22 protein-coding genes are annotated in these 24,627 nt (G+C 55.9%); 12 read left to right on the top strand and 10 right to left on the bottom strand.

Annotated features, from left to right (window positions below; translation table 11 throughout):
* The first annotated feature begins 205 nt into the window (after positions 1-205).
* Both INT32_RS01360 and greB read left to right on the top strand, forming a co-directional pair.
* Positions 206-1,054 carry a 3',5'-nucleoside bisphosphate phosphatase gene (locus INT32_RS01360; RefSeq protein ID WP_193086934.1) on the top strand — a complete coding sequence of 283 codons (849 nt, stop codon included), beginning with the start codon at positions 206-208 and terminating at the stop codon, positions 1,052-1,054.
* A gap of 4 nt (positions 1,055-1,058) precedes the next feature.
* Positions 1,059-1,616, top strand: coding sequence for a transcription elongation factor GreB (gene greB, locus INT32_RS01355; RefSeq protein ID WP_193086933.1), 558 nt, complete (start codon positions 1,059-1,061; stop codon positions 1,614-1,616).
* On the opposite strand, the gene INT32_RS01350 is transcribed toward greB, so the two are convergent.
* Together INT32_RS01350 and ugpQ are read right to left on the bottom strand one after the other, a co-directional pair.
* Entirely contained in the window at positions 1,597-2,454 is an 858-nt protein-coding gene (locus INT32_RS01350) for a 23S rRNA (adenine(2030)-N(6))-methyltransferase RlmJ (RefSeq protein WP_193086932.1), read from the bottom strand. The genes greB and INT32_RS01350 overlap by 20 nt on opposite strands.
* A gap of 11 nt (positions 2,455-2,465) precedes the next feature.
* Positions 2,466-3,227, bottom strand: a complete 762-nt coding sequence (gene ugpQ, locus INT32_RS01345; protein WP_193086931.1) for a glycerophosphodiester phosphodiesterase — start codon at positions 3,225-3,227, stop codon at positions 2,466-2,468.
* A 219-nt stretch (positions 3,228-3,446) separates the two neighbouring features.
* On the opposite strand from ugpQ, the gene INT32_RS01340 reads away from it, so the two are divergent.
* A complete protein-coding gene (locus tag INT32_RS01340; RefSeq protein ID WP_193086930.1) occupies positions 3,447-5,411 on the top strand; it encodes a SurA N-terminal domain-containing protein in 1,965 nt (654 codons plus the stop codon).
* Here the strand turns inward: INT32_RS01340 and INT32_RS01335 are convergent.
* Entirely contained in the window at positions 5,386-6,060 is a 675-nt protein-coding gene (locus tag INT32_RS01335) for an arylesterase (RefSeq protein ID WP_226816369.1), read from the bottom strand. The two genes, INT32_RS01340 and INT32_RS01335, sit on opposite strands and share 26 nt — an antisense overlap.
* On the opposite strand from INT32_RS01335, the gene INT32_RS01330 reads away from it, so the two are divergent.
* A complete protein-coding gene (locus tag INT32_RS01330; RefSeq protein ID WP_193086929.1) occupies positions 6,041-6,736 on the top strand; it encodes an ABC transporter ATP-binding protein in 696 nt (231 codons plus the stop codon). The two genes, INT32_RS01335 and INT32_RS01330, sit on opposite strands and share 20 nt — an antisense overlap.
* Here the strand turns inward: INT32_RS01330 and INT32_RS01325 are convergent.
* From INT32_RS01325 to gmk, 3 genes are read right to left on the bottom strand one after another with little or no spacing between them, the layout of a single operon-like run.
* Complete coding sequence (locus INT32_RS01325) at positions 6,708-9,068, bottom strand: bifunctional (p)ppGpp synthetase/guanosine-3',5'-bis(diphosphate) 3'-pyrophosphohydrolase (RefSeq protein ID WP_193086928.1); 2,361 nt, start codon at positions 9,066-9,068, stop codon at positions 6,708-6,710. The genes INT32_RS01330 and INT32_RS01325 overlap by 29 nt on opposite strands.
* 21 nt (positions 9,069-9,089) lie before the next feature.
* The gene (gene rpoZ / locus INT32_RS01320; RefSeq protein ID WP_100696355.1) at positions 9,090-9,296 is read right to left on the bottom strand and encodes a DNA-directed RNA polymerase subunit omega; all 207 of its coding nucleotides are present in this window, start codon (positions 9,294-9,296) and stop codon (positions 9,090-9,092) included.
* Between the two features lie 41 nt (positions 9,297-9,337).
* Positions 9,338-9,946, bottom strand: coding sequence for a guanylate kinase (gene gmk / locus INT32_RS01315; RefSeq protein ID WP_255509657.1), 609 nt, complete (start codon positions 9,944-9,946; stop codon positions 9,338-9,340).
* 256 nt (positions 9,947-10,202) lie between these two features.
* Between gmk and INT32_RS01310 the strand changes: the two genes are divergently transcribed.
* Together INT32_RS01310 and INT32_RS01305 are read left to right on the top strand one after the other, a co-directional pair.
* Positions 10,203-10,964, top strand: coding sequence for an SDR family oxidoreductase (locus INT32_RS01310; protein WP_193086926.1), 762 nt, complete (start codon positions 10,203-10,205; stop codon positions 10,962-10,964).
* A gap of 107 nt (positions 10,965-11,071) precedes the next feature.
* Positions 11,072-11,965, top strand: coding sequence for a pirin family protein (locus INT32_RS01305; RefSeq protein WP_193086925.1), 894 nt, complete (start codon positions 11,072-11,074; stop codon positions 11,963-11,965).
* Positions 11,966-12,004: 39 nt separating this feature from the next.
* Here INT32_RS01305 and INT32_RS01300 read toward each other — a convergent pair whose 3' ends face one another.
* On the bottom strand, positions 12,005-12,937 hold the full coding sequence (locus INT32_RS01300) for a YicC/YloC family endoribonuclease (RefSeq protein ID WP_193086924.1): 933 nt from the start codon (positions 12,935-12,937) through the stop codon (positions 12,005-12,007).
* A gap of 161 nt (positions 12,938-13,098) precedes the next feature.
* On the opposite strand from INT32_RS01300, the gene rph reads away from it, so the two are divergent.
* The 6 genes from rph to ntrC all read left to right on the top strand — a co-directional run bounded on the left by rph (position 13,099) and on the right by ntrC (position 20,538).
* Complete coding sequence (gene rph, locus INT32_RS01295) at positions 13,099-13,845, top strand: ribonuclease PH (protein WP_193086923.1); 747 nt, start codon at positions 13,099-13,101, stop codon at positions 13,843-13,845.
* A gap of 329 nt (positions 13,846-14,174) precedes the next feature.
* Complete coding sequence (gene rdgB, locus INT32_RS01290; RefSeq protein WP_193086922.1) at positions 14,175-14,768, top strand: RdgB/HAM1 family non-canonical purine NTP pyrophosphatase; 594 nt, start codon at positions 14,175-14,177, stop codon at positions 14,766-14,768.
* On the top strand, positions 14,765-15,982 hold the full coding sequence (hemW, locus tag INT32_RS01285; protein WP_193086921.1) for a radical SAM family heme chaperone HemW: 1,218 nt from the start codon (positions 14,765-14,767) through the stop codon (positions 15,980-15,982). Before rdgB ends, hemW begins: the two co-directional genes overlap by 4 nt.
* A 251-nt stretch (positions 15,983-16,233) precedes the next feature.
* Positions 16,234-17,646 carry a type I glutamate--ammonia ligase gene (glnA, locus tag INT32_RS01280; RefSeq protein WP_193086920.1) on the top strand — a complete coding sequence of 471 codons (1,413 nt, stop codon included), beginning with the start codon at positions 16,234-16,236 and terminating at the stop codon, positions 17,644-17,646.
* Between the two features lie 190 nt (positions 17,647-17,836).
* Positions 17,837-18,976, top strand: a complete 1,140-nt coding sequence (locus INT32_RS01275; protein ID WP_193086919.1) for a nitrogen regulation protein NR(II) — start codon at positions 17,837-17,839, stop codon at positions 18,974-18,976.
* Positions 18,973-20,538 carry a nitrogen regulation protein NR(I) gene (gene ntrC / locus INT32_RS01270; protein ID WP_193086918.1) on the top strand — a complete coding sequence of 522 codons (1,566 nt, stop codon included), beginning with the start codon at positions 18,973-18,975 and terminating at the stop codon, positions 20,536-20,538. The genes INT32_RS01275 and ntrC overlap by 4 nt, the downstream gene beginning before the upstream one ends.
* Positions 20,539-20,840: 302 nt before the next feature.
* On the opposite strand, the gene INT32_RS01265 is transcribed toward ntrC, so the two are convergent.
* The 3 genes from INT32_RS01265 to INT32_RS01255 all read right to left on the bottom strand — a co-directional run bounded on the left by INT32_RS01265 (position 20,841) and on the right by INT32_RS01255 (position 24,391).
* Positions 20,841-21,557, bottom strand: coding sequence for an ABC transporter ATP-binding protein (locus tag INT32_RS01265; protein ID WP_193086917.1), 717 nt, complete (start codon positions 21,555-21,557; stop codon positions 20,841-20,843).
* On the bottom strand, positions 21,557-23,221 hold the full coding sequence (locus INT32_RS01260; RefSeq protein WP_193086916.1) for an iron ABC transporter permease: 1,665 nt from the start codon (positions 23,219-23,221) through the stop codon (positions 21,557-21,559). The genes INT32_RS01265 and INT32_RS01260 overlap by 1 nt, the downstream gene beginning before the upstream one ends.
* A 138-nt stretch (positions 23,222-23,359) precedes the next feature.
* The gene (locus tag INT32_RS01255; protein ID WP_193086915.1) at positions 23,360-24,391 is read right to left on the bottom strand and encodes a Fe(3+) ABC transporter substrate-binding protein; all 1,032 of its coding nucleotides are present in this window, start codon (positions 24,389-24,391) and stop codon (positions 23,360-23,362) included.
* Positions 24,392-24,627 lie beyond the last annotated feature (236 nt).

Below are 24,627 nucleotides of genomic sequence, written 5' to 3'. Positions count from 1 at the left end.
GGCAGCTTCGCGCCATAAAATCGCTCGGGAGATGTCTTTGCAGGGCAGAGGGCGTAAAATATCAGCAGGATGACAGCTTTTTTATGCAGGCGTTTTTGCAGAGCGCCTCTCTTGAGCGCTCGTTCGCAACCCCCGGGCTTGGACAACTCAGTTTATATGGGTTGCTGGACCACATAGAACATCAATCGGCATTACAGGAAGGACCATGACAGAGTCGCTCGCATTCAAGGCAGATTTACACTGCCACTCTACCGCATCGGACGGCGTATTGGCGCCTGTCGAGGTAGCAGCGCGCGCGCACGCCAATGGCGTGACCCTATGGAGTCTGACTGATCACGATGAAATCCGCGGAATCCCGCAAGCCAGGGAAGCGGCCCGGTCGCTGGGCATGCAGTTCGTTTCGGGCATTGAAATCTCGGTGAGCTGGGCCGAGCACACCTTGCATGTGGTAGGACTCAATATCGATATTGAAAACAGACGGCTCAACCAGGGGCTTGAACAGATTCGGCGAGATCGCGAGACGCGTGCCCATCTGATGGCAGACAAGCTGGCTGAACTGGGGATTGCCGGAACCTATGAGGGCGCCCTCAGTTATGCCGGTAACCCGAACTTGCTGAGCCGAACCCATTTCGCACGCTATCTGGTTGAGCAGGGATATTGCAAAAGTATGCAGGATGTATTCGATCGCTACCTGGCCGATGGCAAGCCCGCCTATGTAGCCGGCCAATGGGCCGGGCTGGATGAGGCGCTCGACTGGATCCATGACGCCGGTGGCATCGCGGTCATCGCACATCCTGGTCGCTACAAGTATTCACGCCGGGAGTTCACGACGCTGTTTCGCACGTTCAAACTGATGGGAGGCAAGGGGATCGAAGTCGTTACCGGTTCACACACGCCCGATCAGTACCACCAGTACGCCAATGTGGCACGCCAGTATGGTTTTCTGGCGTCCTGCGGATCAGATTTTCATAGTCCCAAGGAAAGCCGCATGGACCTGGGCAGATTGCCCCCCATGCCAAGCGACCTTGTTCCCGTCTGGAAAGCATTCAACTGAAATTATGAATAAAGCATTTGTCAAGGAAAAGGAAGACGACGACGAGGACGATCAGAGTCCCGAGGCCGTTGCCCTGCCGCCAGGCACCCGCAATTACATGACGCGTGGTGGCTACACGATGCTGCGCGATGAATTGACGCATCTGATGAATGAAGAGCGGCCCGAAGTGGTCCAGATTGTGTCATGGGCCGCTTCAAACGGGGATCGCTCTGAAAACGGCGATTATCTCTATGGGAAGAAACGATTGCGCGAAATTGATCGCCGGATCCGCTTTCTGACCAAACGGCTGGAGATTGCCGAGGTGGTGGATCCCGGCAAGCAGCCTGATCGCGACCGAGTGTTTTTTGGCGCCCAGGTGCTCTATTGCGATGAACTGGGCCAAGAGTTTCGTATCACCATTGTAGGCGTTGACGAAGCCGAGCCCCTGCAGGGGAAAATCAGCTGGATTTCGCCGGTCGCCCGGGCGCTGCTCAAGGCCCAGGAAGGCGACACGGTCACGTTGCGCACGCCTTCAGGCGTCAAACAACTGGAAGTGCTGGAAATTATTTATCCTGATGAGTGAGTGAACACTGCGCCTGATCGTCCTGTGCCAGCTGTTTTTCCAGCACGGGTATGGCTTGGCGCAGTGCCGTCACCAGGGTATATGGTGGATTGACAACAAACATGGCGCTGCCATACAGGCCATAGCCGTTTTCCGGCGGCCTTTTTACCGCCAGGCGAACGTGCACCCAGCTTGCGTCGCTGATCTTTTCCAGCTGCTTTTGCATATCGTGCACTTCTTTACGCCGCACCAGCGGGTACCAGACCGCAAAGCAGCCGGTCGCAAATTTTTTCAGACCTTCCCTGATGGCTGTCAGGGTATGGCGGTAGTCATTCTTGTCTTCGTAGGACGGATCAATCAGGATAATGCCGCGTCGTGGGGCAGGTGGCAGTTGCGAGAGCAGGCCGGTAAACCCGTCTTTCTCAAAGACGCTGACCTGTCTTGCCACATCCCGCGATTGCATCTGTATATTTTCATCCAGATGCGTGATTTCGGTAGGATGCAGTTCGAACAGGCGCAGCCTGTCCACAGGGCGCATCAACTGCAATGCGATCCATGGCGAGCCAGGATAGACGCTCAGGCCACCCTGATCATTGAGCTGTCGCACATGGTCGACGTAGTCGGCCAGCAGCGCGGGCAACTGGGGCAGGTGCCACAGCCGCTCGATGCCGTCGCGAAATTCGGCGGTTTTCTCCGCCCAGGCATCGGTCAGATCATAGACGCCGGCACCGGCATGGGTGTCAATGACCCAGTAGGGCGCGTCCTTGCGATTGTAATAATCGAGAATATGCAACAGGACTGCGTGTTTGAGCACGTCGGCATGATTGCCGGCGTGAAATGCGTGACGGTAACTGAACATGTGGCAGTACTTTAATAGGCGCCGAGATCGGCAGGAATGCGGACGAGCTCGTCCGTGAAAATGGCATCGCAGCCCCAGGCCAGCAGCTGTTTGGCCCGACGGTAATCATTGACCGTATAGGCGCATACTTTGTAGCCGGCGGCGTGGATCCGAGCGATCGTAGGTTCGTCCAGATATTTCTGGTTCAGATTGATGGCATGGCAGCCCAGCGATTCGAGCGTGCTTTCAAAATCTTCGGGCAGGGTGTCGATCAGGAAAGCCCGTGGCACATCGGCGGCATCGCGTGCAAAGGCAGCCAGCGCCTCGCGTGAAAAGGACGAAACCAGCGGGGCGACGCCGCCATTTGCCCACCATTGCGTCACGGCCTGGGCCACTGCGGCGCCGGTTTGTGCTTCACGGCCAGGACATGGTTTGATTTCGATATTGCAAAGCAGGCTGTTTTCCAAAATGAAGCGGGCAAACTGGCTGAAGGCCGGCAATGGCTCCCCTGCGTACCAGGCCGAATGCCAACTGCCCATATCCAACTGGCCCAGCGCTTTGAATGGCATGCCGGCTGCCGCACCCGTGCCGTCAGAGGTGCGATCCACTGTGTCGTCGTGCAGCACAATCAATACGTCGTCGCCGCTGAGCTTGACGTCAAACTCCGACATGATAAAGCCATGGTCGTAGCCGCAGCGCAGGCCGGCAAGCGTGTTTTCAGGGGCAATGCAGCCGCCGCCACGATGTGCGATAACGGCGGGGTACGGCCAGGATACAGGGGATTTTGAGGACATGCGGGCACCAGGGGTCGTAAAATAAGGGCAATAGCAGGCATTGTCGCACGCCGGCTGGCGCAGCACATGCTACAGCCTCATGCCAGCCAATTGCCTGAATTGATGCTAAAGTTTTATTTTAATTGAAAAAGCGCTTAAAATAAGCGGTTATTCTGAATCGCTTTGCCATCAGGCGGCGTTTCGCTTTCGCATCAGACATTCATTTTGGTCGGGAACACAATGCTAGAATCCTTTCGCACGCATAAACGTTTATTGCTCGTTGTACTGTTCGTTCTGGTCGTGCCTTCTTTCGTCTTTTTAGGTGTTGCCGACTACCAGTCGTTTACCAATAATGACGTGAAACTGGCTTCGGTCCGGAAAAACGACATTACCCAGGCGCAGTTTGACCAGTCCTGGCGCGAGCGTCTGAACCAGTTGCGCGAGCAAAATGGCAGCAACTTCAACATCAATGCCGTCGATACGCCGGCTAATCGTCAGGCCTGGCTTGACCAACTGGTGGACAATCAGGTGCTGCAGCAGGAAATGCTGGACCAGCATTTCAATGCGACCGACAATATGGTGCGCCAGGCCATTGCCAGCACGCCCGATTTTCAGGACAACGGCAAGTACTCTTTTCAGAAATACAGCCAGTTTCTGACCGAGCGCAATATCCGTGACGTCGATTATGAGCAGTATGTGCGTCAGAGCCTGGCATTTGCGCAGTTGCTCGAGCCGGTTTCGAGCACGGTAGGGATTCCTGCGCAAACGGCGGCGCTGCTTCAGACGGCCATGACGCAGGAGCGTACCGTCAGACTCAAGAGCTTCGAAGCGGCGGCTTACGAGCAGTCGGTGCAGGTTAGTGATCAGGAAATTGCCGAATGGTACGAAAAGAACAAGCAGTCGCTGCAGGTGCCTGAGTATGTCGACGTGGACTACATCGTCCTGAACCAGGACGTGGCCCTGAACACCGTAGGCGAAATTTCCGACGCCGATATTGAAAGCTATTACAAGGCAAACATCGCCAAGTACACCAAAAAAGAGCGGCGCCAGATCAACCATATCCAGATCCAGATTCCTGCCGGCGCCGATGAAGCGGCCCAGAAAGCCGCTCAGGACAAGGCGATTGAAGTGGCCGAAAAGGCCAGGCAGAATCCTGAATCCTTTGCCGAATTGGCAAAAACCTATTCCGACGATGCTGGTTCAAAAAATCAGGGTGGCAGCCTGGGCACCTTGGCCAAAGGCGATATTGCCCCCCTGGATAATGCCGCTTTTGGTCCAAAGGCCCCCGGCATTTCCGATCCGGTCAAAATCGACAATGCCTGGCATGTGCTGCAGATTGCCAATATCGAGCCTGGCCAGGTCGAACCACTGGCGCAACTGAAGGAAAGCCTGAAAAAAGAAATTGCGTTGCAGCAGGCCTCTGAAAAATTTGCCGATCTGTCTACCCGATTGACCCAATTGTCCAGCACGGAACGGGACTCCCTGCAGCCGCTGGCCGACGCGCTTGCGCTGGACATTCGCCATGTAGGGGGTGTAAGCCAGACGACTTTGCTGCCAAAAGAACAGGTGGGTGATAATGCCGCGATTGACAGCAAGGATGCCGCCTATTTTGAATCGGGCCGGGTTCGCGAAACGCTGTTTTCCGACGAAGTGCGCAAGCAGAAAAAGAACTCCGGGGTCATTGAGATTTCCCCATCCGAGCTGATGGTCGTGCGTGTGGCCAAGGATGTTCCAGCAGCGGTACCTGCGCTGGACGACGTCCGTGAAATCGTCCTTAATCGCATTCGTGATGAAAAAGGCAAACAGCAGGCAGCCGAAGACGGCGCAGCGGAACTGGCCATGCTCAAGGAAAAAGGATCGGGTGAGCTGACTGGCTTTGGCAAGGAAACCACCATCAGCCGCCTGACACAGTCGCAACTGCCACCTACCATGCTCAATGCGATCATGAGCGCGCCTGCCGACAATCTGCCTGCCTTTGTTGGTTTTGAACTGCCTAATGGCTATGCCATTGCCCAGATCGAGAAAGTGACCGAGCCGACCGCCGAGGCGCGCAATATGTTTGACCAGTATCTGCGTCAGGCCATGATTGCCGGTACCGGGGCGCAAGTGGCCCAGAGCGTGACCCGACTGATTCGCCAGACACATGACGTCAAAGTGTATCCCGAGGCAGAGAGAGTCATTAGCGACGCTGCCGGTAATCAGTAAGCGCTTTTTCCAGAACAGGCCAAACCGTCTGAGCCATCAGCGGCTGGGCCTGTTCAGCGGGGTGAATACCGTCATCCTGGTACATATCCCTTTGCAGGGCAAATGAGGCAAACAGAAAGGGCACCAGATAGGTGCTCGTTTCTTTTGCCAGCGTACCGAACATCTGCTGAAACTGGCGAGCATAATCAGGCCCGAAGTTGGGCGGGATCTGCATGCCGATCAGGACCACTTCGGTCTTGAGGGCTTTGGCGCTATCGATCATGCTTTGCAGGTTGTCACGGCTGGCCTCAAGCGAGAGGCCTCGCAGCGCATCATTGGCGCCCAGTTCCAGTATCATGATGGCAGGCTGATGTTTTTTCAGCAGGGCGGGCAGGCGGCTGCGTCCTCCTGCGGTGGTGTCGCCGCTGATACTGGCATTGACCAGTTGGGCATCGCCCAGCGCCTCTTTTTTATTCTCCACCAGCCACTGCACCCAGCCGGCACCGCGTCTGATACCATATTCGGCAGACAGGCTGTCACCCACGACCAGGATAACCGGTGCGTTGGCCGATACCGGTTTTTCCTGGGCTTTGACCGCTTGCGGCCAGACGAACACCCACAGACTTATCAGAATGGACAGAACACGAATCATGGACGCAGATGTTGTCATTGAAGTTTCTCATTTGAAAAAACACGTTGCCGAGGCAACTGGTACGCTGGATATTTTAGATGATATTTCCTTTGAGCTCGAACACAGTGCGACATTAGCCATTACAGGCAGTTCCGGATCAGGAAAATCGACGTTGCTGGGTATTCTGGCAGGCCTGGACACCCCGTCTTCGGGGCAGGTAAGGCTGATGGGCAGAAATATTTTTGACATGGATGAAGATGCCCGCGCCGTGCTGCGAGCCCAGAATATCGGTTTTGTGTTCCAGTCGTTCCAGCTGCTGCCAAATCTTACAGCGCTGGAAAACGTCATGCTGCCGCTGGAATTGCAGGGGCAGCCGGCGCGAGAGGCCGCGCAGCAGATGCTTGAGCGGGTTGGGCTGGCCTCACGAATGCATCATTATCCCAAAACACTGTCCGGGGGAGAAAAGCAACGTGTGGCCTTGGCCCGTGCTTTCGTGGTGAGCCCTGCAATCTTGTTCGCTGATGAACCGACGGGCAGCCTGGATACGGAAACCGGTCAGCGCATTGCGGATCTGATGTTTGAGATGAATCGGGAAAAGGCCGCTACATTGGTACTGGTAACACATGACCAGAAACTGGCTGCGCGCTGTGACCGGAAAATTACGCTGATCTCGGGCCGGCTGGCCGCTACAGTACCGGATCCTGATTTGGTCTGACTTTCAGCCGTGCCACTTTCTGTACCTGGGAGACATGGCGGACCATGCGGAAAACCCGCGCCAGATGCTTGCGATCATGGACCTGGATCGTCAGGTGCACCACGGCCAGATTCTGGGCATCTTCATTCATGGACATTGTCAGGATATTGGAGTCGGCTGCCGAGATCTGTGCGGCAATACGGCCCAGCACCCCTTTTTCGTTACGGATAACGATTTCCATGCGCACCGGCAGGTGAGAGGCGGTTTCCTCATCCCAGTACACTTGCACCCAGCGGTCCGGTTCCCGGGAGCGCAGGCGCATCGCAGTCGGGCAATCATCGGTATGAACGACGAGCCCATGGCCCGGGCGGATCAGCGCGACCAGGCTGTCACCGGGAATAGGACTGCAGCAGCCCGAAAGCTGGACGGCCTGACCTTCGTTACCCTGAATGAAGATCATCCCGGCGTGAGCAATGGAGACTTCATCAATGACTGCGGCACTGGTGGCCAGCATGGCGTTTTCGACTGCAAAGCGGCGGGCGACCACGGCGGCCAGCCTGCGACCCAGCCCAATGTCGGCCAGAATCTCTTCGCGTGAGGACGCGCCCGAACTGCGCGCCAGTTTTTCCCATTCGGCATTGTCGGCATCGGGCAGAGGGATGTTCAGTTCCTGCAATGCCTGCTTGAGCATTTTTTCGCCAAAATGAATAGAGTCTTCATATTTGACGGTTTTCAGGAAATGACGGATTTCGGAGCGTGCCTTGCCTGTGCGCACGTGATTAAGCCACTGTACGTTGGGTTCCGAAGCGGGGGAGGTGACAATTTCGATGGTATCGCCGCTTTTTATTTCGGTTTTCAATGGGACAAATTCGCCATTGATTTTTGCAGCGACCGCCTGATTTCCAATATCGGTATGAATGCCATAGGCAAAATCGATCGGCGTAGCACCGCGCGGCAGGGAGACGATTTTTCCTTTCGGTGTCAGTACATAGACAGCATCGGGGAACAGATCAACCTTGACGTGTTCAAGAAACTCACCAGAATCACCGGTCTGGCTCTGGATGTCCAGCAACGACTGCAGCCAGCGGTGGGTTTGCTTTTGCAGATCGTTCAGCGAGATATCGTCTTCCTTGTACATCCAGTGCGAGGCGACGCCTTTTTCGGCAATGTGATCCATGTCCCGCGTACGAATCTGAAACTCGATGGGTGTGCCATAGGGGCCGACCAGCGTGGTATGCAGGGACTGATAGCCGTTGATTTTGGGGATGGCGATGTAGTCCTTGAACTTGCCCGGCACCGGTCGGTATAACTGGTGGATGGTGCCCAACGTCAGATAGCATTCCTGCAGGGTGTGCACGATGATTCGAAAGCCATAGATGTCTAGCACTTCGGAGAAGGACTTTTTCTGCTCGCGCATCTTGTTGTAGATACTGAACAGCGATTTTTCCCGGCCGCTGATTTCCGCTTCGATGCCATTGGCAGGCATGGCAGAGGTTATGTTTTCGGCGATCCGGGTGAGTACTTCGCGACGATTGCCGCGTGCGGCCAGCACAGCCTTTTTCAATACGTTGTAGCGATTCGGGTTGCTGGCTTCAAAGCACAGATCCTGTAACTCCCGCACCAATGCGTTCAGGCCCAGCCGGTGCGCAATGGGCGCGTAGATTTCCAGGGTCTCGTTGGCCACCCGTCGGCGTTTATCCGCGCCGACCGCATCCAGCGTGCGCATATTATGCAGCCGGTCGGCCAGTTTGATCAAAATGACGCGAACGTCTTTGGCCATGGCCAACAGCATTTTGCGAAAGCTTTCCGCCTGCTGTTCTGCCTTGGTGGCAAAATTGAGTTTTTCCAGTTTGGTCAGGCCGTCGACCAGGTTGGCCACGTCCGGATTGAATTTTTCGGCCAGCTCTGCCTTGGATACGTTCTGGTCTTCGATAACATCATGCAGCAGCGCAGCCATCAGGGCGTTGGAGTCCAGCTTCCAGCCGGCGCAGATTTCGGTAACCGCAATCGGGTGAGTAATATACGGTGCGCCGGATGATCGGAATTGGCCCAGATGCGCCTGATCGGCAAAGCGGTAGGCTTCCCGTACCTTGTCGATTTCCTTGCTGTCCATGTAGGTGGACAGCATTTCGGTCAAATGCGCCAGCGATGCAATGGCCGGTTCGTGGCGCGTGGCGCTGTTGGGGACGGCTTGCGGGGGAATGCGCTGCTCGTCGTCCTGCAGTATCGATGCGTTTGCAATAGAGGTGGCAGCCTGCGCAGACTGCCGGTGGCCGTTACGGTTTCGTCGGCGGAAAGGGGACCCGGCCCGCAGCGCGTGCAACAGCGAGGAAGATGCGTCCTTGAGTCCCATATGACCTGCCTGTGCCTGAAATCAGGTAGGCACTTTACGCAGCATTTCCGCTCCGGTCAGACCTTTGGCAATTTCACGCAGCGCGATCACGGTCGGTTTGTCCTTGTCCGGATCGACGCGCGGTTCATGGCCCTGAGCCAGTTCGCGGGCGCGGTAGGTCGCAGCCAGCGTCAGGTTGAAGCGATTGGGGATGTGCATCATGCAATCATCGATAGTAATACGAGCCATGGTGTTGTCCTTAGCGGGTAAGCAAAAAAGGTAAAGTCAAATTATCGAACGGAATCGGAAATCCCGAGCTGGGAGAAGAGTTGGGCATGCCGGGCGGCCTGAGACTGGTATCGGAGCCTTGCGGCTGCAACGATTTTCTGTAATTCATTCAGGGCTGTGGCAAAATCTTCATTGATAATAACATATTCGCACTCCGGAGCGTGCGCAATCTCGCTTCCTGCCGCCAGTATCCGGCGGGTGATAACGCTGGGTGAATCCTGTCCGCGCTGGGCCAGCCGGGTTTCCAGCACCTCGATGGACGGTGGCAGGATGAAAATGCCCATTACGCCCGGGAAATGCTGGCGGACCTGGCGCGCGCCTTGCCAGTCGATTTCCAGAAGAATGTCCTTGCCTTGGGCAATGGCCTTTTCTATCGGTGGTCGTGGCGTGCCGTAAAAATTGCCATGGACTTCGGCCCACTCAAGCAATTGGTCGGTTTCGCGCAATTGCAGAAAGTCTTGCTTGGTGGTGAAATAATATTCGCGACCTTCCTGCTCACTGGGGCGCGGATCGCGCGTGGTGCATGATATGGACAGGGAAATGTTGTTGTCCTGCGCAAGCAACGCATTGACCAGACTTGATTTGCCCGCACCGCTGGGTGCGATAATCATGAAGACATTACCGGGAAATTTAAGCATAATGATGACGGTGGCGGCAAAAGAAAATCATAGCAAAAAAAACACTACTTTTCGGCAATTGCCTGAACCGGTACGTTTTTTGTCATTGTGATGGGGCTGGATTGGTCAGCACACACATCTTAAACTGAGTGCGGCATGAAACAGCATGAAAAAACCAGGCAGTTGGTGCCTGTAGGAATTATTTCAAACCTGATAGCATAGCGGTTCCGTTTCCAAAGGAGTAACAAGAATGAATACACCCCCCCTTAAAGTCGCCGTGGTCACAGGAGCAGGATCTGGTATCGGGCGTGCTGTGGCGCTTGAGCTGCTGGGTACCGGCTATGCCGTTGTGCTGGCCGGCAGGCGCGCCGATGCTCTTGAGAAAACCCGCACAGCGGCCGGGGCCGATGCAACTCGGGCTTTGGTGGTGCCAACGGATGTGACCAGCGAGCAGGAGGTTCGCAGGTTGTTCGATACGGCCCAGCGTGAGTACGGACGCGTCGATGCGCTTTTCAATAATGCGGGGCGGGGTGGTACGCCGGTTCCTGTCGATGAGTTCTCGGTGCAGGAGTGGCGTGATATTGTTGATGTGAATCTGACCGGCATGTTTTTATGCGCCCAGGCAGCATTCCGCGTCATGCGCCAGCAGGATCCGCAAGGTGGTCGCATCATCAATAATGGTTCAATTTCGGCCTATGCGCCGCGGCCCATGAGCATTGCCTACACCGCCACAAAACACGCCGTTACCGGATTGACAAAATCCCTGTCACTCGACGGGCGGGCCTACAATATTGCTTGCGGCCAGGTGGATATCGGCAACGCTGGCACCGACATGACGCAACGTATGCAGAAGGGCATCATCCAGGCAAACGGCGAGACACGTGTGGAACCGGTTATGGATGTGGCGCACGTTGCGCAGACAGTGCGGGCCATGTGTGATTTTCCATTAGAAACCAACGTGCAGTTTGTGACCATCATGGCCACCAAAATGCCTTTTGTCGGACGCGGCTGACGGGTGCGCCAGACGCAAGCGACAGCGCGTTGTGCAGGGCATGGTATGGCAGGCCGCCGGCTTGTCCCGGCGTATAACCGCCAATTTCACCTAACAAGGAGCAGGGCATGACCCTTCAGAAAATCAAACCGCGTATTGCCGATGTCGGCGGCATTCCCGTTGCCCGCGCGCTGCCAAACCGTGAGCGGCGCACGATCGGGTCCTGGTGTTTTCTGGATCATGCCGGTCCAGCTCGCTTTGAAGAAGGCAATCCGGGCATGCAGGTGGGTGAACATCCGCATATCAACCTTCAGACCTTTACCTGGATGCTTGAAGGGGAAGTCCTGCACAAAGACAGCCTGGGCAACGAGCAATTGATTCGCCGCAAGCAGGTCAATCTGATGACCGCCGGTCACGGTATTGCGCATACCGAACAGACGCCGCCAGGTATTAACGTGCTGCATGCAGTGCAGTTGTGGATTGCCTTGCCCCAGTCGGAAACGCCCATTGCTGCGGCCTTTGAACATTATCCCGAACTGCCGGAGTGGACGCAGGCCAATACGCGATTTACGTTGCTGACGGGCGAATTTGCCGGGCGACGCGCACCTACCCGCCAGTTCACGCCGTTGGTCTGTGTTGACATAGAGGCGCTGGGGCAGGACAGTATTGAGCTGACACTGAATCCGGAATTCGAGTACGGCCTGTTCTTGATTACCGGCGCCCCGGCCAGTATCAACAATGAGCTGTTTGAATTGAATGAAGTGGCTTTTCTTGGCACGGGCAAAAATACCGTGCGCATCGATACCACGGCCGAGTCCCGTTTGCTGCTGCTGGGTGGCACACCGATTGATGTTCCGGATTTTCAGATTTGGTGGAATTTCGTCGGTGCGCGCAACGACATTATTCAGGCGCAAAAGGACTGGAACGCCCATGACCCGCGATTCGGGAAGGTGGACACGGACATGAAACGCTTGACGCCGCCCGATTTGCCCTGGGTAGACAAGGCGCAGCCTGCGTCTTGAGCAAGCGAGCCGCACCCGTCCGCTTACGGCAGGCGCTGCCTATTCGATATTCTGTGCCTGCTCACGCAACTGCTCAATAAGCAGTTTGAGGTCAATGACCGACTGCGTGATTTCCAGGGAGCTTGACTTGGACCCCAGGGTGTTGACTTCCCGGTTCATTTCCTGGAAGAGAAAATCCAGGCGTTTGCCCAAGCTGAGCGACTTGGCCGCCGATCTAGACTCGGAGTTGCCGGAAGACAGAATGACACGAAGTTCGGTCAGATGGGAGTCCAGCCGCGTGAGTTCTTCTGCCACATCAATGCGCAGGGAAAACAGGGACGATTCCGCAGCAATGCGTGCGGAAAGCTCGGCGCCGCTGATTTGCTCAAAGCCGTTGGGGCAAGCGGCATTCAGGGTGTCGGTCAGTTTCCCGGCCAGCTTCTTGCGGTATTCGTCAAGAATCCCGGGCAGTCGCTGCTCGATGGTGCCGATCACTTTTTTCATCTCTTGGGCAGCCTCGAGCATTGCCGTGGCTAGACGCTGGCCTTCCCTGGCGCGGGCAAGAATGAGCTCTTGCAGGGCGCTGCGTCCCGCCTGCATGCACTGGTTCAGCCACATGGCCGGCGAGTCATCCTCGTTGTACTCGTTCGGGGCAGGCCAGTGTAGTAGGTCGGTCATGCCAGGGGCAGCCAAATCAGGAATAATTTTGAGCGCAGCCTGGTAGCGTTCGTTAATCAGCGTCAATTGATCGACCTCGAAGGCGCGCTGTTGCAGGCTGCCGGATCGGGCAAAAGAGACACGTACTTCCAGTTTGCCGCGCTTAAGATGGCTGCCAAGCAGTTCTCTGAGCGCAGTTTCTGCATGACGCAATTCATCGGGGATTCTGAAGGCAAGATCAAGATAGCGGCTATTGACGCCCTTGAGTTCTACGCTTACGCTGCCAAGCAGAAATTCGGAACGGGCACTGCCGAAAGCCGTCATGCTGTGGATCATATGTTGTCCGCTATTATTAAGTTTAGGTGTCCAGGGTAATGCGTCTTTCCAGCAGATTCAAAATTGCGACTGGATGACTGATCCGATTATAAGTGATGCAAATGACCATTTTATGCGCACGGCGCACTACAATGTAACTATTGATAATCGATGAGGATATTATGCCCAGCGCAGATCTCAACCTAAACTTTGCTCGTCCTTCGGGTCGGGAGCACGATATGATTCGTCCGCTTTCAGTTACACGCAGTTACACCAACTATGCGGAAGGGTCCGTGTTGATCGAGGCTGGCAATACCCGCGTGTTATGCAATGCCAGTGTGATCGAGAGCGTACCGCCTTTTTTGCGAGGCAAAGGCCAGGGCTGGGTAACGGCAGAATACGGCATGTTGCCGCGTTCAACCCATACCCGTTCCGACCGTGAGGCCGCGCGCGGCAAACAGAACGGCCGGACGCAGGAAATCCAGCGTTTGATTGGGCGCAGCCTGCGCGCCGTTATTGATATGCAAAAGCTGGGCGAGCGCACTATTCAGATTGACTGCGATGTTATCCAGGCCGATGGCGGGACCCGTTGCGCGAGCATTACCGGCGCCTGGATCGCCATGGCCGACGCGGTCAGCTTTCTGCTCAGGGACGGGCGGCTGTCGGCCAACCCCCTCAGAGACAGGGTTGCCGCAATTTCAGTCGGCATGTACAAAGGACATGCCGTCCTGGATCTGGATTACGAAGAGGATTCGGCCTGCGATGCCGATATGAATGTGGTCATGACCGGCTCGGGCCAGTTTGTGGAAGTGCAGGGCACGGCCGAAGGCCAGGTATTCAGCCGCCAGGATTTGGACAGTTTGCTGGCGCTGGCCGAGTCGGGCATTGCCCGGTTGTTGCGCGAGCAACAGTCTGCCTGGCCGGCGTAGCATCGCAACGAGGCGGCGGGGTGCGTTGAACCAGTTGCGTTACTGGCGTTGGTGTAGCTTCGGTCGCAGCGCAGCCCCTGTATGGCGACTGTGATATCTGTCTGCCGCTGGCGAGAGTACCGCTCCTGATTTGTGACTTGTGATTTATGACTCGCGCTTCGTGATTCGCAATTGCAGGGCGAGGTGCCGATCAGATGGCGCCTATTGCGCTAGGCCGTTTGCCGGTGCAGGTCGGGCAGAGGGCGAGCGTTGCCTGGCTTGCGTTGACGCTGGTCGTCTTCGTAGATTGTTATTGTTGAACAATAGTGTTGAATGTAGAGTGTAAATATATGGATGTTGTACTGGCTTCCGGGAATAAGGGAAAGTTGCGCGAGTTCAGTGCGCTGTTTGCGCCACTGGGCATGCGTCTTATTCCACAGCAGGAACTGAATGTGTCGGAGGCGCCCGAGCCTTTTCATACTTTTGTCGAAAATGCGCTAGGCAAGGCGCGCCATGCCAGTGGGCAAACTGGTTTGCCGGCGTTGGCTGACGATTCAGGCCTGTCGGTCCAAGCCCTGGATGGCGCCCCCGGCGTGCTATCGGCGCGGTATGCCACGCTGTTCGGTGAAGAAAAATCCGATGCGGCCAACAACCGCCGCCTTTTGCTGGAGCTGCAAGATCATGAAAACCGCCGGGCTGCCTATATAGCCGTGCTGGTTTTCGTTCGATCCGAAAATGATCCCTGTCCTGTCATCGCGCAGGGCACCTGGCATGGTGAAATCGCCCTGCAGGCTGCAGGTGACAACGGGTTCGGTTATGACCCCTATTTTTATATTCCCGAGTTGGGGAAAACCGCTGCTCAGCTTGATCCGCAGGTCAAGAATAGTGTGAGTCATCGTGCCATGGCGCTCAAGCGTTTGCTGGCGGACCTGGGTGCCGCGTGATCGAAAATATCGTTCCTCTGCAGCGGCTGAAGCCGGCAATCAACTTCAACATCAGCCTGCCGCCGTTGTCTTTGTATATTCATGTGCCGTGGTGCGTGCGCAAATGTCCGTATTGTGATTTCAACTCCCATGAGAAAAAACAGGACATTCCCGAAGCGCGTTTTCTGGCGGCACTGCGTCGCGACCTGGAAGAGACGCTGCCATTGGTGTGGGGCCGTTCGGTTTATACCGTATTTATCGGTGGCGGCACGCCCAGCCTCTTGTCTGGAGAAGCAATCGAGCAGATGTTGGCCATGGTTCGGTCGTATCTGCCACTGGCGCCATCTGCAGAAATTACCATGGAGGCCAATCCAGGGACGGCCGAGGCAGACCGGTTCGCGCAGTATGCGGCGGCCGGGGTCAACCGCTTTTCCCTGGGCGTGCAAAGTTTTGACGACAACGCGCTGCAGCAGCTAGGGCGTATTCACAATGCCCACCAGGCCGAAAAAGCCATTGAACTGGCCATGAACGCAGTGCCCCAAGTCAATATCGATCTGATGTATGCGTTGCCCGGGCAGACGGTCGCCAAAGCCCGCGCCGATGTGCAGCGGGCGCTAGCCTTTGGTACCCAGCACCTGTCGCTCTATCATCTGACCATGGAGCCGAACACGGTCTTTGCCAAATTCCCGCCAAAAGACCTGCCTGATGAAGATAGCGCTGCCGACATCCAGGATATGCTTTTTGAGCAGACCCGGGATGCCGGTTTCGAGCATTATGAGATCTCGGCCTACGCCCGACCGGGTTGCCGTGCACGCCACAACCTCAATTACTGGGAGTTCGGCGACTATATCGGTATCGGACCTGGCGCACATGGCAAGTTGTCTTTTCAGGACCGCATTATCCGTCGGGCCAACGTCAAGAGTCCGCAGACCTGGATGGATCGTGCGCTTGAGGCAGATGGCGCCGGCAGAATTATGCACGAGCAGACCCTGGCTGTGGCAGATTTACCCTTCGAATTCATGCTAAATGCGTTGCGACTGGTTCAAGGGGTTCCCGCGACGCTGTTTGAAGAGCGCACCAGCCTTTCATTGCTGGCCGTGGCCCCGATCATTCGCAAGGCGGTTGAGCGCGGGCTGCTCGAGCCCGATCCGATGAGCATACGACCCACCGAGCGCGGTCAGGCATTCCTGAACGATCTGCAGGCGATGTTTTTGCCCGAAAAGAAGGCATCCTGAAGGCTTGTTTCCCGCGCTCACATAACAGTCAGTTGTTTCTTTACTTCGGGCTGCGTCTGTACATTATTGGTGCGTTTTTTGCCACAAGGCACCAATTAAGTGCATATAGAATAATTTCAGGCTCTAAAATAGTGCGTGCAAATCACAAGTCTGCCACGCATCCGGTCACAAAAGCTGGCATGATACTTGCTTTTAAGTACGGTATACGGCCGGCTCAGGCCCTGTCATTGGACATTACTCATGGAGATAGTATGACAACCCCTCAAGACGTTCTAAAGCTGATTGGTGATCGTGAAGTGACTTTTGTCGATTTCCGGTTTACGGATACGGTCGGTAAAGAACACCATATGACCATTCCGTCTAAACTGCTGGACGAAGACAAGTTCGAATCCGGTCAGGCTTTTGATGGTTCGTCCATTGCGGGCTGGAAAGGCATTGAGGCTTCCGATATGCTGCTGGTTCCTGATGCCAAATCTGCCCGTCTGGATCCATTCCGTGAAGAACCGACGCTGATTATGACCTGCGACGTGGTTGAACCGTCCGATCTGAAAGGATATGATCGCGATCCACGTTCTTTGGCCAAGCGTGCCGAAGCCTACCTCAAATCCAGCGGCCTGGGCGACACCGCTTACTTCGGTCCTGAGCCGGAATTCTTTGTTTTTGACGGCATCACCTGGACCGACGATATGTCTGGCTGCTCGTTCAAAATCAAATCCGACGAAGCGCCATGGTCATCAGGCACTGAGTCGGAGTCTGGCAATCTGGGACACCGCCCGCGCGTCAAAGGCGGCTATGTGCCTGTTTCACCGGTTGATTCCTTCGCCGACCTGCGTTCCGAAATGAGCCTGATTCTGGAAGAGCAGGGCGTGCCGGTAGAAATCCACCATCATGAGGTGGCCGGCGCCGGTCAGCTGGAAATCGGTACCCAGTTCTCTACACTGGTTCAGCGTGCAGACTGGAACCAGATTCTGAAATACACTGTGCATAATGTAGCGCATATGTACGGCAAAACCGCGACATTCATGCCCAAACCGCTGTTTGGCGATAACGGTTCAGGCATGCACGTTCACCAGTCAATCTGGAAAGATGGCCAGAACCTGTTCGCGGGTAATGGTTATGCCGGTTTGTCCGAGTTCGCCTTGTTCTATATCGGCGGTATCATCAAGCATGCCCGTGCGCTCAATGCGATTACCAATCCAGGCACCAATTCCTACAAGCGTCTGGTGCCGCACTATGAAGCCCCGGTCAAACTGGCTTATTCAGCCCGTAATCGTTCTGCCTCGATTCGCATTCCTTATGTAGGAAATCCGAAAGGCCGTCGTATCGAAGCGCGCTTTCCCGATCCGCTGGCCAACCCGTATCTGGCGTTCTCTGCGCTGATGATGGCCGGCCTGGACGGTGTGCAGAACAAGATTCATCCTGGCGATCCTGCAGACAAAAACCTATACGATTTGCCGCCTGAAGAAGACAAGAAAATCCCGACCGTTGCCACGTCGCTGGAAGAAGCACTGGCCGCACTGGACACAGATCGCGAGTTCCTGACCCGCGGTGGTGTCTTCAGCAACGATATGCTGGATGCATACATTGATCTGAAAATGCAGGAAGTGACCCGTCTACGTATGACACCGCATCCGGTCGAATACGATCTGTACTATTCGGTGTAACTGCTGCATACGGGCCTGTCATACCTGAAAGGGGGATGGCGTTCGCCATCCGGCCCGATTGTTTCTCCCATGGCAGACTGGCATCTGTCGCCTTAAGGCTGAATCCGGCACGCATGGCCGCTTCGGGCCGGAAGGATGACGCTTAGTCAATCATCTCGCTTTATGCAGCGTGGATACTTCAGGACTCCCAATGGCAACGAAACTCACAGACGCATACGATCTTCTTGCCACATCCGTTTTGCTGGTGGATGACGATGGACGTCTCCTGCATATCAATAGCGCCGCCCAGGACCTGCTGGAGCGATCGCTCAAATCTCTGGAAAGATCGGCCGCTGTAGATTTGTTTACCGATGCTGAAGCCTTCAACAAGGCGCTCGATTACGTATCGGGCAGAAAACTCTCGAGCGTGCGCCTGACGCTGACGTTGCGCAAGCCTCTGGAAAGCGTGCCTGCCAATGTGACGCTGACCCGCCTGGAGGCTATGCCGTGGCGCATATTGATTGAAATACGTGAGTTCGAACAGCATGCGCTGGCCGAGCGCAACGAGCGGCTGTTTCACGAAATCGAGATCTACAAGGACACTTTTCGCAACCTGGCTCATGAAGTCAAAAATCCGCTGGGCGGCTTGCGTGGTGCGGCACAGTTGCTGGAAATGGAGCTGCAGGATCCCCCGCTCAAGGAGTATACGCAGGTCATTATTGATGAAGCCGACCGCCTGCAGGGTCTGGTGGATCGTCTGATCCGCCCGAGGCAGTCGCAGTTGTCCCTGTCGGTGATCAATATCCATGAGGTATGCGAACGGGTGCATGCACTGATCAAGGCAGAATATCAGGATCGCATCGCGATTGTGAAAGATTACGATGCGTCGGTGCCGGATATGAAAGCCGATATGGCCAAATTGGTGCAGGCCTACCTGAATCTGGCGCGCAACGCTGCGCAGTCGTTGCTTGGCGATTTGCCGTCGCGATTGCTGTCCGACAGCGAGCACGAAACCTCTGCAGACAATGGCTTTATTGAACGTGCCGACGATAGCCTGGAGCACGTCGGGCCGCTGCTGACACTGCGCACTCGCATACTGAATAAATTTTATCTGCTCAATAAGGTGCACCGCCTGGTGGTGGTGGTCTCTGTCGTAGATAACGGCGCAGGCGTTCCCAAGCAATTGAAAGACAGGATTTTCCACCCCCTGGTCACTGGCCGCGCAGAAGGCACCGGGCTGGGGCTGAGCCTGGCCCAGGAGCTGGTGCATCAGCACGGCGGACTTATCGAATTTGATTCAGAACCGGGTCATACCGAGTTCAGAATGTTGTTACCGTTGGAGCAAGTATGAAAACAATCTGGGTTGTCGACGATGATCAGGCCATTCGCTGGGTGCTGGACAAGGCGCTGCAGCGTGCAGGGATGGCGCCGACCTGTTTTGAACGGGCCAGAGACGTGCTCGATGCATTGCAAACGGAACGACCTGATGTACTGGTTACGGATATCCGCATGCCGGATATGTCAGGGATTGATCTGCTCAAGGCGATCAAACAGCGAGCGGCAGATTTGCCGGTCATTGTGATGACAGCCTATACCGATCTGGACAGTACAGTGACGGCTTTTCATGAAGGCGCGTTTGACTATCTGGTCAAGCCGTTTGATGTGAATGAAGCGGTGGCGCTGATTGAGCGGGCATACGAACATGGTCGTGAAAACGCGGAACATGTCGTGGAACAAAGCGTCCTGGCGCCGGCGCTGGCCGCCGATTACGACAAGATGATGACCCAATCGGCGTCCAGGCAGATGCAGGAAATTTTCCGCGCCATTGGCCGCCTGGCGCCCTCCAAGGTCACCGTGCTGATTACGGGTGAGTCCGGCACCGGCAAGGAATTGATTGCCCGCGCTGTGCACAAGCATGGCACGCGGGCGGGCAAGCCTTTTGTTGCACTGAATGCGGCGGCCATTCCCCGTGACCTGCTTGAAGCGGAACTGTTCGGGCATGAGCGCGGTTCGTTTACAGGCGCCAGCGCACAGCGCCGCGGCCGTTTTGAAGAGGCCAATGGCGGGACGCTGTTCCTGGACGAAATCGGCGACATGCCGCTGGAGTTGCAAACCCGCCTTCTGCGGGTGCTCGCCGAAGGCAACTTCTACAGAATCGGCGGCTCCCAGCCGGTAAGTGTGGACGTACGCATTATTGCGGCGACCCATCAGCCGCTTGAGGTGCGGGTCGAGCAGGGCACCTTTCGTGAAGATCTGTTCCATCGGCTGAATGTCATCCGCTTGCGGGTGCCGCCATTGCGTGAGCGTCGAGAAGATATCGGTCAGCTGGCAGCGCATTTTCTCAAGGTCGCGGCCAGCAGTCTGGGCGTGGCGCCCAAGCAATTGAGCGCGGAGGCGCTGGATATTCTTCAGCAATTCGATTTTCCGGGCAACGTGCGCCAGCTGGAGAATTTTTGTCATTGGCTCACTGTCATGTCGCCGGCTCAGCGGATCGATAGGAACGATCTGCCGCCAGAGCTGATGGCAAGCCTGAGCTTTTCGCCAAGGACGGAACGTGCGTCGGACGGCGTGGCGCCGACACCAGGCAGTGTCGGCGGCGCCTCGGATACGACGACGCATTGGTCTTCGGCACCCACTGCTGCAGCCGCAGGCCCTTTGTCCCATGCGCCGCTGCCGGGGAGCGATAACAGTCAATCGAATTGGCTGGACAAACTGGAGTTTGAGGTTCAGCAACGCCTGCAAAGCAATGAAAAGGACATCATGGCGCATCTGACGCAGGAGTTCGAGCGGATTGTGCTCACAACAACGCTGGAAAATTGTCGGGGGCGACGTATCGACGCCGCCGCCAGACTGGGTATCGGCCGCAACACGGTGACCCGAAAGCTCAAGGAACTGGGAATAGAGAATCTTTGATCGCCGGCTTGGCTGCCGTCAGGCTGATGCAACTGCCGAGCGGCGCTTGTGGGCGATGCCGCAAGCGGTCGAGCACCAGGCGGTGAGGGCGGGCAGACAATGGCCGCTTAAGCGCCTTTGATATTCCTCGCCGAGATGTGGGCCGTGCATCGGTCCAGAACTTCCATCCTTTGAATTATCCCGTATGTGGTGCTGTGGTACCACAAATGACTTGAAAATGTTGTCCACCAACACGGTGCAAGGACAACGTCCCGATGTCGGTGAGCAGACCATGTCTACCTGGCCATTACCCGATTTGCCGGTCAACTATAGCTCTGCCATTCGGTTGGCGTCTTGTCCATACGACGCCAGGCCTGCAGCTTGCCATCTTTCATCGTGCCGATATGATCAGCAATGGCTTCGGCTTCTTCCAGATTGTGTGTGACCAGAATGGCGCTGATGCCGCTGTTCTTCAGAATACTGCGCACCTCTACAACCAGTTGCCGGCGAATTTCCGTATCCAGATTGGAAAAGGCTTCATCCAGCAACAGCAATTTGGGCGAGGGCGCCAGTGAGCGCACCAGTGCAATGCGTTGTTGCTGGCCACCGGAAAGTTCGTGCGGGTAGCGGTCACGCAGATCAGACAGACGTACCAGCTCCAGCAATTCATCCACCCGCTGTCTGCGCGCTTGTTGTGTTTGTCTGCGCAGGCCAAACTCGACATTCTGTTCAATCGTCAGATGCGGAAACAGAGCATAATCCTGGAACATCATGCCAATGCGGCGATGTTCCGGTTCGATCATGCGACCGGGTTCGGCGATGACCTGGCCGTCGAGCAGAATCTGCCCTGCGTAGACCGGCTCGAATCCAGCGATGGCGCGCAGGACCGTGGTTTTTCCGCAGCCGGACGGCCCCAGCAGGCACACGATTTCACCCGCAGGCACCTGCATCGTGTAGCCGTCGACAACCACCTTCATCCGGTGGTCATGTTTATAGCCCAGCCGAATGTCATTGATTTGCAAAATGGGGGTTGGGTGCATCAGTAGTTTGCCTTCAATTGGGTACGGGCCAGCAAGATCACCGGAATCAGGCCGGCAAATACAATAATCAGAGCGGCAATCGCCCCTTCGTCATAGGTGCCACGTGCCGCCTCGGCATATAGCCATGTTGACAGGGTTTCAAAATTGAGCGGACGCAGCAGCAGTGTAGCCGACAACTCTTTCATGGCATCCACAAAAATCAGCAGAGCCGCTGCGCCCAGCGCCGGACGCAGCAACGGAAAGTGAACACGCAGGAAACTGCGAAATGCACTGTGTCCCAGACTGCGCGATGCCTGTTCTAGCGATGGGGGAATCCGGGCCAGGCCCGATTCAATGCTGCCAACCGAAATGGCCAGAAAGCGCAGCGTATAGGCCAAGACAATGCCGGCTGCCGAGCCCATGATATACAACTGCGGAGGAATGCCGGCTAGCACGTTCATGGCGCCTGAAATGAGTTGATCAAACCACGAATAGGGAATCAGCAGTCCAGTGGCCAGGACGGTGCCTGGGATGGCATAGCCTAGGCTACTGCAACGGGCAAGCAAGCGTGCGGTGCCGCTACGAGCATGACGCGCAGACCAGGCGATGATCAACCCGCAGCAGATGGTGACGACAGTGGCTAGCAGCGACACGGATACCGTGTTGTATGTGGCGCTGAGCAGCTCCATTGACACTGCTTGCAGCGACGACAGGCGCTTGATCGATTCGTTCACCAGAAACCAGAAGGGGATGATAAAGCCGGTAATGATGGGGAACCAGCCCAACAACATGGCGACAAGGGCAGCAACGCCGCGCAGCTGCACGGGTTGTATCGGGTGCATGCGCTGGGTGATGGCATAGCGTTGGCGACGCCGGGCGTAGCGTTCCATATAAATCAGCAGCGTTACCACGGCCAGCATGACAATCGCAATTTGCGCTGCGCCCTCCAGATTGGACCGGGTGATCCAGGTTGTATAAATGGAAATGGTCATGGTCTGGATGCCGAGAAATTCTGAAGCGCCTACATCGTTCAGCGTCTCCAGCAGCACCAGGCTCAAGCCTACCGCCATGGCTGGACGAGCCAGGGGCACCACAACGCGCCAGAAGGCTTCACGACGCGAGCATCCCAATGTTCTGGCCGCTTCCAGCAGACTGGCAGCCTGCGTCATGAACATGACCCGGACACTTAAATAGACATACGGATACAACACCAGCCCCAGCAAAAGGATGGCGCCAGCCATGGAGCGCAGGTCGGGTAGCCGGAATTGGCGCGGTGAGTCATAGCCCAGCAGGTCGCGGATCAAGGTTTGAATTGGTCCCAGCGGGTGAAGCACATCCAGATAAGCGAACGCCATGATATACGTGGGCACGGCCAGGGGTAACAACAGGCCCCAGGTTACCAGCCGGCGGGTGGGAAACAGATAAGCGGTCGTCAGCCATGCGCTGCCGCCGCCGATCAGTGCACTCAGGACACCCACGCCCAGCAGCAGAAGCACGGTGTTCGATAACGAGACAGGAAGCACATTATGCAACAGGTTCAGCCAGTGGCCGGTCTCGCCGGATACGGCCAGCGCGGTCAGCACCAGCACCGGTGCCAGAACGCACAACGCCAGGGCGGCAGCTATCCACTGACTGGGTGACCAGCGACGGGTAGCGGTCAAGGCGGCAGAAGAAGGGGTGGCCATACCGAGTTTACCAAACGCATGCGGCGGGCTTGATGCCCGCCAGACAGGAAAATACAAAAAAGAGAACGGTTGGTCGGCGTTGACCAGTGCCTGACACGAGTGCCTGGCTTTCCGTTCTCAGAGCGCAATAAGCGGTAATTATTGATCGAACCCGACTTGGTCGACCAGTTCGCTGGCTTGCTTACGGTGCTGGGCAATGTCTGCCAATGGCAGGGTGTCGGCTTTCAATGCACCGAAGCTGGCTACCGTCGGATCCAGTTGTACGCCCTGGCGTACCGGGTATTCGTAATTGGCGCTAGCATACAGACCCTGCGCTTTTTCCGAAGTCAGATATTCTAGCAGTTTGACTGCGTTGTCCTTGTTGGCTGAGTGTTTGGCGATGGCTGCGCCGCTCACATTGACATGGGTGCCGCCTTCTTTGCTGCCGGCAAAGGTCGGTAGAATAACTTTGATTGCATTGCCCCATTTATGTTGGTCCGAATCGGGCTTTGCATTGCGCATCTGGCCGACATAGTAAGAATTGGCAATGCCGATGTCGCATATCCCGCCAAGAATATCTTTGGCAACGTCACGGTCGCCGCCGGCTGCCTTACGGCCCAGGTTGGCCTTGACGCCTTTGAGCCAGGCCTGTGCTTTTTCGGCGCCGTCATGGGCAATGATTGCAGCAAAAAGGCTGGTATTGTATGGATGCTGGCCCGAGCGGATGCATACCTTGCCTTTCCACTTGGGATCGGCCAGTTCTTCATAAGTAAACTTGTCCAGGTTCAGGTCTTTAGCGGCATACAACACCCGGGCCCGTGTCGACAACGCAAACCATTGGTTGCCTGGATCACGCAAACTGGCCGGAACGGCCTGGTTCAGCGCATCCGATTGCACCGGTTGGGTAATGCCGGCATTCACCAGATCAATCAGGTTACCGTAATCGACCATCATGAGCAGGTCGGCGGGTGAACGCTCACCTTCGCTCTTTACGCGCTCGACCAGGCCATCTTTCATGAAAACCGTATTGGTCTTGATGCCGGTTTCCTTGGTAAAGTTGTCCAGAATGGGCTGGATCAGCTTGGGCTCGCGTGTCGTGTAGATATTGACTTCACCTGCGGCATAGGCCTGAGCGCCACAAAGAACACCAGCGCACGTGAGCGCCTGAGTTAGGATAGAGAGAGATTTCATGACCGCCTTTATTATGTGAGAATAAATCCAACCGGATCAGTCGTTGCTGTTAATCTGATACCGGCAAATCGAATGTTGCTGACAATAAGAATGATTTTCACTATATTACTTCAGCAAAATTTCAGCTACGAAATAAATCAAGTTTTTTTAAAAAATTTTGTCAGAAAAAAGTAAAAAAATGCGACAAATTTCATCCTGACATCCCGGATTTGCCTGTTGCGCTAGACCAGTATGGA

Origin of the sequence: Advenella sp. FME57, from assembly GCF_014897675.1 — a bacterium.
In the GTDB taxonomy this organism is placed as follows: Bacteria; Pseudomonadota; Gammaproteobacteria; order Burkholderiales; family Burkholderiaceae_B; genus Advenella.
Note: the sequence above shows the minus strand (reverse complement) of the source record. Positions and strands in the feature narration are given on the sequence as shown.

Coding starts and splice junctions, on each gene's coding strand:
- INT32_RS01360 (WP_193086934.1), top strand. CDS start 206: ATGACAGAGTCGCTCGCATTCAAGGCAGATTTACACTGCCACTCTACC.
- greB (WP_193086933.1), top strand. CDS start 1,059: ATGAATAAAGCATTTGTCAAGGAAAAGGAAGACGACGACGAGGACGAT.
- INT32_RS01350 (WP_193086932.1), bottom strand. CDS start 2,454: ATGTTCAGTTACCGTCACGCATTTCACGCCGGCAATCATGCCGACGTG.
- ugpQ (WP_193086931.1), bottom strand. CDS start 3,227: ATGTCCTCAAAATCCCCTGTATCCTGGCCGTACCCCGCCGTTATCGCA.
- INT32_RS01340 (WP_193086930.1), top strand. CDS start 3,447: ATGCTAGAATCCTTTCGCACGCATAAACGTTTATTGCTCGTTGTACTG.
- INT32_RS01330 (WP_193086929.1), top strand. CDS start 6,041: ATGGACGCAGATGTTGTCATTGAAGTTTCTCATTTGAAAAAACACGTT.
- INT32_RS01335 (WP_226816369.1), bottom strand. CDS start 6,060: ATGACAACATCTGCGTCCATGATTCGTGTTCTGTCCATTCTGATAAGT.
- INT32_RS01325 (WP_193086928.1), bottom strand. CDS start 9,068: ATGGGACTCAAGGACGCATCTTCCTCGCTGTTGCACGCGCTGCGGGCC.
- rpoZ (WP_100696355.1), bottom strand. CDS start 9,296: ATGGCTCGTATTACTATCGATGATTGCATGATGCACATCCCCAATCGC.
- gmk (WP_255509657.1), bottom strand. CDS start 9,946: ATGATTATCGCACCCAGCGGTGCGGGCAAATCAAGTCTGGTCAATGCG.
- INT32_RS01310 (WP_193086926.1), top strand. CDS start 10,203: ATGAATACACCCCCCCTTAAAGTCGCCGTGGTCACAGGAGCAGGATCT.
- INT32_RS01305 (WP_193086925.1), top strand. CDS start 11,072: ATGACCCTTCAGAAAATCAAACCGCGTATTGCCGATGTCGGCGGCATT.
- INT32_RS01300 (WP_193086924.1), bottom strand. CDS start 12,937: ATGATCCACAGCATGACGGCTTTCGGCAGTGCCCGTTCCGAATTTCTG.
- rph (WP_193086923.1), top strand. CDS start 13,099: ATGCCCAGCGCAGATCTCAACCTAAACTTTGCTCGTCCTTCGGGTCGG.
- rdgB (WP_193086922.1), top strand. CDS start 14,175: ATGGATGTTGTACTGGCTTCCGGGAATAAGGGAAAGTTGCGCGAGTTC.
- glnA (WP_193086920.1), top strand. CDS start 16,234: ATGACAACCCCTCAAGACGTTCTAAAGCTGATTGGTGATCGTGAAGTG.
- INT32_RS01275 (WP_193086919.1), top strand. CDS start 17,837: ATGGCAACGAAACTCACAGACGCATACGATCTTCTTGCCACATCCGTT.
- ntrC (WP_193086918.1), top strand. CDS start 18,973: ATGAAAACAATCTGGGTTGTCGACGATGATCAGGCCATTCGCTGGGTG.
- INT32_RS01265 (WP_193086917.1), bottom strand. CDS start 21,557: ATGCACCCAACCCCCATTTTGCAAATCAATGACATTCGGCTGGGCTAT.
- INT32_RS01260 (WP_193086916.1), bottom strand. CDS start 23,221: ATGGCCACCCCTTCTTCTGCCGCCTTGACCGCTACCCGTCGCTGGTCA.
- INT32_RS01255 (WP_193086915.1), bottom strand. CDS start 24,391: ATGAAATCTCTCTCTATCCTAACTCAGGCGCTCACGTGCGCTGGTGTT.